Here is a 12,819-nt window from a genome sequence, read left to right as displayed (position 1 = left end):
TAGTTACATCTTGGTAATGGTTATGGTCGGTGAATCGGTGTCGCATTGCTGTGGGCTAACCACATACCCCTTAGCTTCTGCGAAACTGGAAATATCTGAAATAGAAGTCATGTCAGCATCAAGAATAACCAGCTGCTGCCCCGGCACCATTTCTCTCAGTGCCAGCTTTGCCTCGATCAAAGCGGCAGGACACCGCACACCACCCAAATTTAAAACAAACTGATTTTCGCTCACGTACTTCTTGAAATCATGACAGTCTGGCATCCGACAAAGCCCCTTATATTGCAGGAGCCTATCGTAGACTTCGAGTAGCTCTCGCGTTACTGTAACCAATAAACAGAAAATAATCGAAAGGTGTCAGTCTGAAACCTTCAATACTTGCGTTGAAAAAGCTGTTTCCAAAATTCAAAACAAGCGCGATTACGGCAGCGCTCATTTTTTCGTTGGGCACCACTTCTACGGGGCATGCTGATAATCTGCCAGATATAGGCACAGCCGCTGTTGGTACGCTCTCGCTGCAAAAAGAAGCTGTCATTGGCGATTTTTACATGCGCCAAATGCGCGGTACGCAGCCTTTGGTGAGCGATCCCCTGTTGAGCGATTATGTGCAGGAGCTAGGCTACCGATTGCTCCGCAATGCAAGTGACATAAACTTTCCATTTACTTTCTTTGTCGTCAACAATCCTGAAATTAACGCGTTTGCATTTTTCGGTGGCCACATCGGGATTCATACCGGACTCTTCCTGTATGCCGAAACAGAAAGTGAAATCGCTTCTGTATTTGCTCACGAAATCGCGCACGTCACTCAACGACACCTAGCCCGCATGATGGAAGCGCAGGCCAAAGCTGCGCCAGCAACCATGGCCGCGATAGCGGGTTCTATCCTACTGGCGATTGTTAATCCAACGGCAGGGATGGCTGGCTTGAGCGGGACAATGGCTGCGAGCCAGCAAGGCAGCATCAATTACACTCGCTCTAACGAAGAAGAGGCAGACCGAATAGGAATGAAAAACCTGGCAGCATCAGGTTTTGATCCTCAGGGCATGCCAGATTTTTTTGGAAAAATGGCTGAAAGATACCGTTTTTCCAGTAAACCGCCCCAAATGCTGCTTACTCACCCATTACCGGAATCGCGAATCGCCGACTCCAGAAACCGAGCTCAACAGTATCCAAAACCTGCGCATAACAGTTCTTTGGCTTTCGAGCTGGCTAAAGCTCGGGTTATGGTCAGGTACAACCCAGAAAAGCCGCAAGTAATTCTGAACATTTTCCAACGTATGCTGCAAAAGCAGACATACAATGAAAAAGCTGCTGCCGAGTATGGCCTTGCGCTTGCTCTGACTGATGCAGGCCAAGACGCCAAGGCCAAAGAGATACTTGATCGCTTGCATAGCAACGATCCAAGCAACCTTTATTACATAGACACGCTGACCGATCTTGACACCAAAGCGAGGCGTTACGACAAAGCGGAGCAACGCTTACTTAAAGAGCAGAAGTTAAGACCTGACAGCAGTGTCATTAACATCAACTTGGCGTCCGTTTACCTGGAGCAGCGCAAGTTTAAAGAAGCGACAGCAGTCCTCGAAAAGTATCAGCCTCACGATAAGAACAATACACTGGTTTACGGTATGATGGTTCGCGCATACCAAGGCGCTGGTAAACAGCCTCAAATGCACCAGGCAAAAGCGGAGCAGTACGCCTTAGTAGGGGCTTTTAACCGTGCTGTGAAGGAGTTGCATCAGGCCCACCCACTACTTGAAGGCAACGTCATTGAGCAGTCAAAAATCGAAGAAAGGATCCGCCAGCTTCGAGAGCTTGATACACAAGTGAAGAACCTGTAATTCACAAGAACAGAAAGAAATCAGATATGAGTGACATTACCATTTATCATAATCCTCGCTGCTCAAAGTCACGCGAGACGCTTAAGCTGCTGGAAGCGCAGGGAATTACTCCTGAAGTCGTACTATATCTGCAGACACCTCCTAGCGAGCAAGAACTGGCCTCCATTCTCACTAAGCTGGGTCTGTCTCCACGCGAGCTTATGCGAACCAAAGAAGCTGAGTATAAAGAGCTTGCGCTGGCCAGTGTGACTGATGACGCTAAGCTGATCGAAGCGATGCATACCACCCCCAAATTGATTGAGCGCCCTATCGTGATCAAAGGTGAGAAAGCAGCGCTTGGCCGCCCACCCGAACAAGTGCTGGCGATCCTCTGAGGCTCTCACGCAGTAGTTATCTCTATGACAGAAATGCAACCCAAAACACGCCAACTGCAGAGACTGGCGCTTGTTTGTTATCTGGGGCTATTTGCCTGGGTCCCTCTTTGGCACCTCGTTCTCGCCCCTCACCCTGACATGTCGATAGGCTTTATCATAGGTGTTGGCTGGTTACCTCTTTGGTTCCCATTGCCAGGGCTGATAAAAGGCAAACCCTACACTTACGCTTGGGCAAATTTTATCATCGTGTTTTACATGGGACATGGCCTAACGGCGATCTACTCCAATCCCGGAGAAGCTTTGTGGGCCGCAGTCGAAATAGCATTGAGTACAGGCGCTTTCTTGGGTTCGATTTACTACGCTAAGTATCGAGGTCGCGAGCTCGGGTTGGGCCTCAAGAAGAGAAAAGAAAAAAAGGTGAAGGAGTAGCTGTATGAACTGTCGCCAACCACTCATATCTGCGGCAATGATGATTGCACTTCTCAGTGGATGTGGTGGTGGCGGTGGAAGTGGGGGGGAAAATGACATACCGGAAACGCCTCCAGCTTCGACTGACATACAGATTCTGCAGTCTGGGCAGATCACTTCCTCTGGCAGTATCGCGCTATACCTGGACGGTGTAGATCCGCAATCAGCCACTTGGCGGCAACTGTCGGGCCCCCCCCTGGAGGTTATCGATGAGTCACAAGGCTTGCTGGGGCTCTCGCTGGCATCCTCGGCTGGTGATTATAGTTTCGAGATAACGTATCAAAAGAATGGCGAGGCCAGCTCAGAAACTATTTCGTTTAGCAGTGAAGTTGGCAACCTTGATTTGCCCTTCGTTGTGCGCCAAGACAGAACGGTTATCGAAGGTACTGAGTTTTCTTTGCGAGCTGAGCTGTCAGATGGTACTCAGCTTGAAGAAGTAAACTGGCAACAAACAGATGGTCCTACTGTTTTGCTCGATGCTGATAACGAACTGCTTTTTGTCACAGCACCAAGCATTGCAGAGCCTGTGATATTGGCATTTGAGGCGACAGCAGAGCTTCAGGGTCAAATGGTTTCAGACACCGCATGGGTTCAGGTACTGCCTGCCGAATCGATTCCCGACAACGCTTACTTCGATGATCCAGTGGCAGATGTAACTCCTTTCACGGAAAGCGCTTACAGCGCCTCCTTGAGTCGCTGTGCCTATAACAATCAGCTCACCAGTAGCTGCCTGTTGGAACAATTGCCGTTGCTTGCTGAGGATGCAATGAGACAAGGTGCAAGCGCTCCGACTACGGATCAAATAATGGACCGCGTACTGGTCTCACACCAATGGATGGGAGAAGCGTTTAAGGACTTCTTGAATGCGCAGCAACACGATGACTTTCATCAACTTCTGTCTGCTGTGACCGCTGTCGTTATCAGTTATGACATTCGTCCTTCTTTTTACTGGGCTGCGACTGGCGCCATTTACCTCGATGCAGAAAACCTCTGGCGAACAGCGCAGCAGCGAGATTTTATTAACCAGCAACCAGACTATAGAAGTGGCTTTGGCCAAACACTTCAGTTCGATATGCTTTGGCGCTATACCAAAGACAACCAATATGCTTATCGCTCTATCCCTCGCACAAACAGAGACAGCAGAGCCATAGAAGATCTGAGCTATCGCTTCAGCGCATTGCTTTATCATGAGTTGGCCCATGCCAATGATTTCTTCCCTCCCAGCGAACATGCCAATCTATCACCTCAGGATTCAGCCCTGTCTGCAACGTTAAAGCTAACCTGGCTATCAGAAACTCTGAAACAAACGGATCCATTACAATCTGAAGAGATGGAAGAGTTAGCGCAGGTAGCCTTTCGTGGAGCCGAGGCAACGCCAGAGCAGGAGGCCTTGCTTCCCGATGATATCGCCCAGCTGTTTCCACCCGATAAGGCAATAGATTTCTATAGCTACAGTACTGAGCGAGAAGACTTTGCCATGCTGTTTGAAGAGTTGATGCTTCAATATCGATTGGGATTGTTCAGAGATGTATCAGTAACAAACAATCCAGGTACTGACGCAGTCGCTGAAGACTATGTGGTGACCTGGGGGCAACGTGGCAGAGTCGCAGAACCCTGGATAACCTCCAGAGCGTTTTGGGTTCAAAGTAATATTCTGCCCAGCCTGGGCCAGCAAGAGATTGCTGACAGCTTGAGCACTCCCATACCTATGCGCGCGGGCGACAACTGGGTTGAAAACCTTGAGCTGACTCCAAGTCCATTACGTTTGAATAGCCTCGATGCCAGCGCCAACAAAAATCTACCGATTGAGCGCTTGAGGCTGCATGGCAAGCCATTACCTCAGCAATAGTGAATTAATAACAATAATTGAGAATAGCAAAGCGTCCTAAAGGGACAACGCCTGTTTAACGAAAGGAACCGTAAGGCGACGCTGGGCAACCATAGAGGCCCGATCCAACTGATCCAGCGCTCTATTCAGCGCAACCATGTCTCTGTCGAGCCGCGTCAGCAGAAAGCGAGCCACTTCATCAGGCATCTTCATGCCACGGATTTTAGCTCGTTGCATCAACATACGGATTTTCTGCTCGTCATCCAGGACACTAAGCATATAAACCGTGCCCCAATTGAGACGGGATACAAGATCAGGTAAATCAAACTGACCATTTACCGGTGATGTCGAACTGGATAAAACTAAGCGTGCTTTGCCCTGTTCACCAACACGATTGTATAGATCAAACAGCGCTCTCTCCCATTCTGGCTGACCAGCGATCTTATCGATATCGTCGATAGCAATAAGGTCAACCAGCTCTAACCCATCACACATAGCGGGACTTAATTGCCCAGCCTGTGTCATTGGAAGATACGCGTATTGGAGGCCACTCTGGCTAATATTTGCGCAAGCGGCATGTAGCAGATGGGTCTTACCTGCGCCCTCCCCACCCCAAACAAAAATGGGACGACCGGATTCTTGCAGGTAATTTTGCAGATGCGCTACCGCAGCTTCATTTCCGGCTGTGTGGAAACTTTCGAAAGTCTCATCATCCGGCAGATTGAGAGCCAGCGGCAGCTGTTGGTTGAACTCTGTCAAAAGGTTCTCTTACCCACTTTTAAATACTAAGGCAGCCAAGCATAGTCGCGGCTTTCTTCTGTTATCTCTTCTGCAGCCACAGGAACAAGGTGCTCGTCCAGCTCAATCGCAGCTAACACTGAAGCGACATCTCCCAGCAATCCCAGTCGAAACTCAGCACGCGTGCCATTCAAACGTACCAACTCAACAGAAGACACTTGTGTCAGCGATGCGAGCTGTTTCATCACTTCAACATAAACATCCGGTTGCTCAACATTGACGACCGTAATAGTGAGCGAGTCTGACGCCAATGACCCACCTTTTACAGCATAAATACCAGCAAACTGATCCGCTAACTGATTTACCATCGCTGGCATCACTTCCTCTTTCGTTCCTGATACCTGACCAGTACCAAAGCCATCAAGAGTCTGCATATCAGGCAGTGTTAACAGTTGCCAATCCAATACCCAGCTCTCACCAGCTTGAAACAATTTAGCTACTACCATGGCATCAGCGGCATAACGGCTTGACGCTTGCGCCAGTGGAGACTGAAAGCGTCCCCAAACATCGGAAACAGACACTTGCATAGCGTCATCCAGATCCATCAGAGGCAGAAGTGTTGGCAATCCCCGTACATCTGAGGTGTGTTTAATTAACGCCGGTAAATCAGAGCTGGCACTGTCATTGATGATAGTGCGATTACCGCCTTCTTCCTCTACCAGCCAAACCATAACCAAAGGACGACGATTACCCCATACACCTTCATTTGCCTGACGTAGAAGTCTGTTAACACGTTCAGCATCAAACTCAGCACGCATGACCGTCTGCTCAAGTTCCTGATACCCAAACTGCAGCATGTAATCCTGAGCTTTTACTAATTGTGACTTTACCAACGGATTGTCCAGTACGGCATCGGTACCGCCGACACGAACCAGTACTTGCTCAAATGCCGTCTTTTGCGATGCCTGCATCTGTGCATTGGATTTCTCCTGCACCGGTACGTCAACCCGATAAAGGTGGCTCACCTCCACCGCAAGCGCACTGAACATGAATCCTGCACTAAATATCGCCAAAAATAGCCTGAAAATCCGTCTGTTAACCACTGACTTCACCCGTCCTATGATTTGCTGCGGCATCATACCATAACAATGAAGAAATGAACTGTAAGCCACTGCGGATCTTTCAACTCACATTCATACCTTCACGACCGCGTTTCCTAACAATATAGGCAGTTGATCGGCACCACGGTTAGTAAGCAAAGTGACCTGAACAGCTTGATTGGTCAGAAAAGAGCCTCCTGTATGAGTAAGTTGCTCCCTTTCATCGCAATGCTCTGCTAGAATTGCGCCCAATTTCTGACCCCATACTCAAACGAGGCAGTTGTGAGCGAACAAAAGCAATCACTCAGTTATAAGGATGCCGGTGTAGACATTGATGCCGGTAACGCGTTGGTAGACCGAATTAAGGGCGTTGCAAAGCGTACCTCACGCCCAGAAGTACTGGGTGGCCTCGGTGGATTTGGCGCTCTGTGTGAACTGCCTAAAAAATACAAAGAGCCTGTATTGGTAAGCGGTACTGATGGTGTTGGTACCAAATTGCGTCTGGCTATCGACCTTAACCGTCACAGCGGTGTCGGTGTTGATCTGGTTGCTATGTGTGTTAACGATCTGATCGTGCAGGGTGCTGAACCTCTGTTCTTCCTTGATTACTTCGCCACTGGCAAGCTCAATGTTGATACCGCAGCTGATGTTGTATCTGGCATCGGTGATGGCTGTGCGATGGCCGGCGCTGCGCTGATTGGCGGCGAAACTGCGGAAATGCCAGGCATGTACGAAGGTGATGACTACGATTTGGCTGGCTTCTGTGTCGGTGTGGCTGAAAAATCGAAAGTTATTGACGGCACCAAAGTTGCAGCAGGTGACAAACTGATCGCGCTTGCCTCATCAGGCCCCCACTCCAATGGCTACTCGTTGGTTCGCAAAATCCTCGAAGTAAGTGGTGCGGATACTCAGCAAGCGTTTGGCGAAGGCACGCTGGCCGATGCTTTGCTGGCACCTACGCGCATCTATGTTAAGCCTGTCCTAGCGCTGATGGAAAAACTTGATATCCACGCTATTTCTCACATCACAGGTGGCGGTTTCTGGGAAAACATTCCACGTGTATTGCCTGAAAACTGTAAAGCTGTTGTGGATGCGAATAGTTGGGAGTGGCCAGCCATCTTCAACTGGTTACAAGAAAACGGCAACGTTGAAACCCACGAGATGTATCGTACCTTCAACTGTGGTGTCGGCTTGGTAATCGCACTACCTGCTGCAGATGCAGATGCTGCGGTTGAAGCGCTGAACGCAGCAGGCGAAAACGCCTGGGTTGTCGGTGATATTGCTGCTAGAAACGGCGATGAAGAACAAGTCGAGATGGTGTAAGCCTGAATGTCGAACTGTCGAATCATAGTTCTGTTCTCAGGCAATGGTAGCAACCTTCAAGCGATCATAGACAAGTGCCACTTACAAGGTGGCGCTGAGATTGTGGCAGCAGTAAGCAATCGCGAAGACGCCTTTGGCCTCGAGCGTGCTAAAACCGCTGCGATTACAACAGAGGTATTGGATCACAAAGGGTTTGATAGCAGAGAAGCATACGATCAGGCATTAATGGCGTTGCTGGATAACTATCAACCAGACCTTCTGGTACTCGCTGGTTTTATGCGTATTCTTACGCCTGAGTTTGTCAGCCATTATCAAGGCAGGATGCTCAATATCCATCCTTCTTTGTTACCAAAGTATCAAGGCTTGAATACACATCAACGAGCCATTGATGCTGGCGACAAAGAACATGGCGCTTCAGTGCATTTTGTGACCGAAGAGCTCGATGGCGGACCTGTAGCTCTGCAAGCCCGAGTGCCAGTATTTGAAGATGATACTGCTGAAGATCTTGCAGCACGAGTGCATGAGCAGGAGCACCAGATCTATCCACTGGTTGTGTCATGGTTTGCTGCGCAACGCTTGTCGATGAGCGACGGAGCAGCGATACTGGATGAAAACAGATTGCCGCCAGATGGTTATGCCAACGACTAACACTATCAGGGCGCTTATTAGCGCCCTTTTTTTTGCTACCGCTTCTTGTGCTGTGTTTGCGTCTTCAAAACCCACTGCCGAAGCCGATATCGCCACGACATCAGAAGCGCCCGCCCCTGTTCGCCCCTACCATGCTGAATACAAAGTGTTTCGCGGCGGTAGCGAGTACGGTTCAGGCAAACGCACACTCAAGCAGGTCGAGGATAATCTGTGGTATTTAGAGACAGAGACAAACATCAGCTGGCTTTTTTTATCTGACAAGCGGAACGAAAAAAGCTGGTTTGAAGTTCATCCGGATCGTGTCACTCCTATTCAGTACCGCCAGTCTCGTGAAGGCACCGGTCCTGACTTTCTATCTTTGGTGGGATTCGACCATCGCCTTAAAAAAGTCAAAGAGTTTGGCGACTATGATGAATTTGAAGCGGTCTATGAAGATGGGATCCTGGACGGTGCCAGCTACCAGTTTCAGATGATGCGAGATATCGCGAGTGGAGAGTCTGACGCCAGCTACCCACTGATAATGAACGGAGAAAACAAACACTATCGCTATCGCGTTGTAGGTGAAGAACAGCTAACAACCCCTATGGGCGATATCAACACCGTCAAGTTAGAGCGGGTAAGAAGCAGTAAAAAGCGCCAGACATTCGTTTGGTTGGCCAAGGATTACGGCTACGTTGTCGCAAGAATATGGCAGGCAAAAAGCGGCTCTGAGCAAGCCGATCTTCAAATCAGTAAATTTGAGTGGTTGGCTGAAGGCGCTAACCCAGAGCTAAAGCAGGAACTCAGATTAACTGCTGCCCCTGGCGGAAAAGAGTAAATTCGCCAGGCTGCATCTTGTGCCAGGACTCATTGGTAGTCAGTGGCTGCGTCGCAAAGACGGTTACCACATCATTGGGCGTGGTTTCCTGTTTAAAATCCAACTGCCAATCCTGATCTTTCAATACCGCTTCGCCAAATGGCGCCTTGCGGGTTAGCCAGTGCAGATTATTGCTGCAGTAAGCCATCAGGTAATCACCATCTGTTAGCAACATGTTGTAAACGCCCAGCTCTCGCAACTGGTCACACAACGACGCAATGTATTTGAATACCGCTGACATATTGCCAGGCTTTCGACGATATTTAGCCGTTAACGCGTTGAGGATAAAGCAAAACGCGCGCTCGCTGTCCGTATCGCCCACGGGGGTAAAATCACCTACTTCCAACTTTTTGTAGCCGGACAATTGACCATTGTGAGCAAACGTCCATGAACGCCCCCATAACTCTCGAGTAAACGGGTGAGTGTTTTCCAGACAGATGCCACCACGATTAGCCTGCCGAATATGCCCTATCACGGCACAGCTCTTAATCGGATAGCTTTGCACAAGTTGAGCAATTTTTGACTCGGCCGCGGGTTGCGCATCTTTAAAGCTGCGGCATCCTTTCCCTTCATAAAATGTGATGCCCCAACCGTCTGTATGAGGACCGGTATTGCCACCTCTCTGCATCAAACCCGAAAAGCTAAAACAGATATCGGTCGGCACATTGGCACTCATTCCAAGCAATTCACACATAGCAGCTAAACATCGGCCTCGTTATTTGGGGGGAGCAGATTCTACTACAAGAATCAGGGTTACTCACCTTTGGCGATGAAGCACCTCCCCTCCCCAAAAAAAAGAGTGATGGCCGTCACTTTTTCACTTGAAAAATTAAGATCATAAATTTCATGCAGTTATGAGTATTTAACCAGTTTTTTTCCAAACCATGAACATCAGAACTTGAAGAAAACATTGATCTGAATCCATAATGAACTGATAAGAGGTCTGACCTGTATAAAGAACAGGGCAACAAAAAACATATAAAGGAGACACTATGAATGTTCTCATCTGGCTAGCGGCTGGCATCATTATTTTCGGGATTTTGGCCTACCACCGCGCTTCACTGGCTACCTTCACCGGCGCTATTGCTGCTGTTCTGATCGGAGCCACAATAACAGGCGATGCTGGCCAATGGTCATGGCTGGTATTTGCAGTGATTGCTGCTCCCCTCAATATCAGTGCGATCAGACAAACCTACATCAGTAAACCTCTGCTTGGCATGTACAGAAAAATCATGCCTGAAATGTCTTCGACCGAGAAAGACGCGATTGAAGCAGGCACCGTTTGGTGGGAAGGTGAACTTTTCAGAGGCGCACCTGATTGGAGTAAACTACACCATTACCCTGCCCCTAGGTTAAGCGCCGAAGAGCAGGCATTCCTTGATGGCCCAGTGGAAGAAGTCTGTAAGATGACTAACGACTGGGAGATCACCCACGAACGCGCAGACCTGCCACCCGAGATTTGGGATTACCTGAAAGAACACAAGTTCTTCGCCATGATCATCAAAAAAGAGTATGGCGGCCTCGAGTTCTCTGCATACGCACAAAGTCGTGTACTACAAAAGTTGGTCGGTAGCTCTGCTGTGTTGGCGTCAACAGTTGGTGTACCCAATTCACTTGGCCCAGGCGAACTTCTTCAGCACTACGGTACTGATGAGCAGAAAAACCATTATCTCCCCCGACTCGCTGCAGGAAAAGAAGTGCCCTGTTTCGCGCTGACCTCCCCTGAAGCTGGCTCTGATGCTGGCGCTATTCCTGACTTTGGCATCGTCTGTAAAGGTGAGTGGGAAGGCAAAGAAGTTTTGGGTATGCGCCTTACCTGGAACAAACGCTATATCACGCTGGCACCTATCGCCACCGTACTTGGCTTGGCATTTAAACTCCGTGACCCGGAAGGCCTGCTCGGAGATCAGGAAGAGCTGGGGATCACCTGTGCGCTTATCCCAACATCAACACCCGGTGTCGAAACTGGCAGGCGTCATTTTCCACTGAACGTGCCATTCCAGAATGGCCCGACACGCGGTAAGGATGTGTTTGTTCCGCTCGACTACATTATCGGTGGACCTAAGATGGCCGGCCAAGGCTGGCGTATGCTGGTTGAGTGTCTATCTGTGGGTCGGGCAATCACATTGCCTTCAAACAGCGCCGGCGGCACTAAGTCAGTAGCAATGGCAACCGGCGCATACTCGCGCATTCGTCGCCAATTCAAGCTTCCAATCGGCAAAATGGAAGGTATTCAAGAGCCGATGGCCCGCATCGGTGGTAACGCATACCTGATGGACGCGGTCACAACCATGACCACGGGTGCTATCGATCTGGGAGAGAAACCCTCCGTACTGGGTGCCATCTGTAAATATCACCTGACCGACCGTTCGCAAAAAGCGATTATCGATGCCATGGACATTCATGGTGGTAAAGGCGTTTGTATGGGCCCCGCTAACTACCTGGCGCGTGGTTATCAAGGCAGCCCTATTGCAGTCACAGTAGAAGGTGCGAACATTCTGACCCGCTCTATGATGATCTATGGTCAGGGAGCTATCCGCTGCCACCCTTACGTGCTGGCAGAAATGCAGTCGGCAATGCTCGAAGATGACCGCGAAGCGCTCGGTGGCTTTGATCGTGCCGTATTCGGCCATATCGGCTTTGCCATCAGCAACTTCTTCCGTGCAACCTGGCTTGGTCTCAGCGGTGCAAAATTTGTTAAAGCCCCGTTCAGAGATCAAACTGCCCGCTACTACAAACAGATGAGCCGCTTCAGTGCGACACTGGCATTGCTATCTGATCTGAGCATGGCGACACTGGGTGGCGACTTAAAACGCAGAGAGCGTATCTCAGCTCGTTTGGGAGACCTGCTAAGCCAACTTTATCTGGCATCAGCGACATTGAAGCGATTCAACGATGAAGGACGCCAAAAGGATGACCTGCCATTACTGCAATGGGCGGTGGAAGATGCGCTGTTCAAACTGCAAGAGTCGTTGAAAGACCTGCTGGATAACTTCCCTGTTCGTTGGCTGGGTGCGAGCCTCAAGGTTCTGTTGATGCCTTGGGGTACGCCACTGCGTAAGCCAAGTGATAAACTAGACAGAAAAGTGGCTGAGTTGATGCAGGTTCCGTCGGAAGCTCGCAGCCGACTGGGTCATGGCCAGTTCCTCACTGCCCACGAAAACAACCCCATTGGTCGCTTAGAAGAAACCCTGGAGTTGCTTTTGAAAGTTGAGCCTATCGTCGACACTATTGCCAAACAAAAAGGCAAGAAAGTACCGTTTATCTTCCTCGATAGACTGGCTGACGAAGCATTAGAGGCTGGCTGGATAGAGCAAGCAGAAGCGGATCTATTAAAGCAGGCGGAAGTGGGTCGCTTGTACGCCATCAATGTGAATGACTTTGACAACGATGAGCTCGTTGCTGATAAGTCCACCTTGGATCAAGGTCAGCAAACATCTGGCAAAGCCGCCTAACACCCTCCCCCGGTGGCAAAAAGCCCAGCCTTTGTGGCTGGGCTTTTTTTATGTACAGGAAGTACGGTATGTCGCGGGTGCATGGATGCACAGGAGCGACGATGTACAGGAAGTACGGTCGAAAACTGCTCCTACGTTTTCGACATTCCCACCATCCATGGTGGTCGTATGTCGCTTGCACTCGGGCG

The 12,819-nt window shown here is 49.6% G+C and carries 12 protein-coding genes; 8 read left to right on the top strand and 4 right to left on the bottom strand.

The window, feature by feature from the left end; translation table 11 throughout:
* Window positions 1-3: 3 nt before the first annotated feature.
* Complete coding sequence (locus tag ABEA14_RS18825; RefSeq protein ID WP_345342307.1) at window positions 4-264, bottom strand: sulfurtransferase TusA family protein; 261 nt, start codon at window positions 262-264, stop codon at window positions 4-6.
* A gap of 119 nt (window positions 265-383) precedes the next feature.
* Here ABEA14_RS18825 and bepA point away from each other — a divergent pair, with 119 nt between their 5' ends.
* Genes bepA through ABEA14_RS18805 form a run of 4 tightly spaced genes read left to right on the top strand, consistent with a single transcriptional unit; the run spans window position 384 to window position 4,532 of the window.
* Complete coding sequence (gene bepA, locus ABEA14_RS18820) at window positions 384-1,841, top strand: beta-barrel assembly-enhancing protease (RefSeq protein ID WP_465252818.1); 1,458 nt, start codon at window positions 384-386, stop codon at window positions 1,839-1,841.
* Window positions 1,842-1,867: 26 nt separating this feature from the next.
* A complete protein-coding gene (gene arsC, locus ABEA14_RS18815) occupies window positions 1,868-2,215 on the top strand; it encodes an arsenate reductase (glutaredoxin) (protein WP_345342303.1) in 348 nt (115 codons plus the stop codon).
* 24 nt (window positions 2,216-2,239) lie between these two features.
* Window positions 2,240-2,644: a DUF2069 domain-containing protein gene (locus ABEA14_RS18810; RefSeq protein WP_345342301.1), complete on the top strand. Its 405-nt coding sequence runs from the start codon at window positions 2,240-2,242 to the stop codon at window positions 2,642-2,644.
* Between the two features lie 4 nt (window positions 2,645-2,648).
* Complete coding sequence (locus ABEA14_RS18805) at window positions 2,649-4,532, top strand: hypothetical protein (protein ID WP_345342299.1); 1,884 nt, start codon at window positions 2,649-2,651, stop codon at window positions 4,530-4,532.
* Window positions 4,533-4,568: 36 nt separating this feature from the next.
* Here ABEA14_RS18805 and hda read toward each other — a convergent pair whose 3' ends face one another.
* Window positions 4,569-5,270, bottom strand: a complete 702-nt coding sequence (hda, locus tag ABEA14_RS18800) for a DnaA inactivator Hda (RefSeq protein ID WP_345342297.1) — start codon at window positions 5,268-5,270, stop codon at window positions 4,569-4,571.
* A 26-nt stretch (window positions 5,271-5,296) separates the two neighbouring features.
* Entirely contained in the window at window positions 5,297-6,298 is a 1,002-nt protein-coding gene (locus tag ABEA14_RS18795; RefSeq protein WP_345342295.1) for a DUF2066 domain-containing protein, read from the bottom strand.
* Between the two features lie 333 nt (window positions 6,299-6,631).
* Between ABEA14_RS18795 and purM the strand changes: the two genes are divergently transcribed.
* The 3 genes from purM to ABEA14_RS18780 are packed head-to-tail and all read left to right on the top strand — an operon-like array spanning window position 6,632 to window position 9,137.
* A complete protein-coding gene (gene purM, locus ABEA14_RS18790; RefSeq protein ID WP_345342292.1) occupies window positions 6,632-7,672 on the top strand; it encodes a phosphoribosylformylglycinamidine cyclo-ligase in 1,041 nt (346 codons plus the stop codon).
* A gap of 6 nt (window positions 7,673-7,678) precedes the next feature.
* Entirely contained in the window at window positions 7,679-8,320 is a 642-nt protein-coding gene (gene purN, locus ABEA14_RS18785) for a phosphoribosylglycinamide formyltransferase (protein ID WP_345342290.1), read from the top strand.
* Window positions 8,280-9,137, top strand: a complete 858-nt coding sequence (locus tag ABEA14_RS18780) for a DUF3108 domain-containing protein (RefSeq protein WP_345342288.1) — start codon at window positions 8,280-8,282, stop codon at window positions 9,135-9,137. Before purN ends, ABEA14_RS18780 begins: the two co-directional genes overlap by 41 nt.
* Here the strand turns inward: ABEA14_RS18780 and ABEA14_RS18775 are convergent.
* Window positions 9,103-9,870, bottom strand: coding sequence for a class II glutamine amidotransferase (locus ABEA14_RS18775; protein WP_345342286.1), 768 nt, complete (start codon window positions 9,868-9,870; stop codon window positions 9,103-9,105). The genes ABEA14_RS18780 and ABEA14_RS18775 overlap by 35 nt on opposite strands.
* 298 nt (window positions 9,871-10,168) lie before the next feature.
* Here ABEA14_RS18775 and fadE point away from each other — a divergent pair, with 298 nt between their 5' ends.
* Window positions 10,169-12,631: an acyl-CoA dehydrogenase FadE gene (gene fadE, locus ABEA14_RS18770; protein ID WP_345342284.1), complete on the top strand. Its 2,463-nt coding sequence runs from the start codon at window positions 10,169-10,171 to the stop codon at window positions 12,629-12,631.
* Window positions 12,632-12,819 lie beyond the last annotated feature (188 nt).

It is taken from the genome of Corallincola platygyrae (assembly GCF_039544265.1).
In the GTDB taxonomy this organism is placed as follows: Bacteria; Pseudomonadota; Gammaproteobacteria; order Enterobacterales; family Neiellaceae; genus Corallincola; species Corallincola platygyrae.
This window is presented reverse-complemented; position numbering and strand designations above follow the sequence as displayed.

What these genes read in the sequence shown, in the direction of transcription:
- ABEA14_RS18825 (WP_345342307.1), bottom strand. Translation starts at nt 264, where the DNA reads ATGCCAGACTGTCATGATTTCAAGAAGTACGTGAGCGAAAATCAGTTT.
- arsC (WP_345342303.1), top strand. Translation starts at nt 1,868, where the DNA reads ATGAGTGACATTACCATTTATCATAATCCTCGCTGCTCAAAGTCACGC.
- ABEA14_RS18810 (WP_345342301.1), top strand. Translation starts at nt 2,240, where the DNA reads ATGACAGAAATGCAACCCAAAACACGCCAACTGCAGAGACTGGCGCTT.
- ABEA14_RS18805 (WP_345342299.1), top strand. Translation starts at nt 2,649, where the DNA reads ATGAACTGTCGCCAACCACTCATATCTGCGGCAATGATGATTGCACTT.
- ABEA14_RS18795 (WP_345342295.1), bottom strand. Translation starts at nt 6,298, where the DNA reads ATGTTCAGTGCGCTTGCGGTGGAGGTGAGCCACCTTTATCGGGTTGAC.
- purN (WP_345342290.1), top strand. Translation starts at nt 7,679, where the DNA reads ATGTCGAACTGTCGAATCATAGTTCTGTTCTCAGGCAATGGTAGCAAC.
- ABEA14_RS18780 (WP_345342288.1), top strand. Translation starts at nt 8,280, where the DNA reads ATGAAAACAGATTGCCGCCAGATGGTTATGCCAACGACTAACACTATC.
- ABEA14_RS18775 (WP_345342286.1), bottom strand. Translation starts at nt 9,870, where the DNA reads ATGTGTGAATTGCTTGGAATGAGTGCCAATGTGCCGACCGATATCTGT.
- fadE (WP_345342284.1), top strand. Translation starts at nt 10,169, where the DNA reads ATGAATGTTCTCATCTGGCTAGCGGCTGGCATCATTATTTTCGGGATT.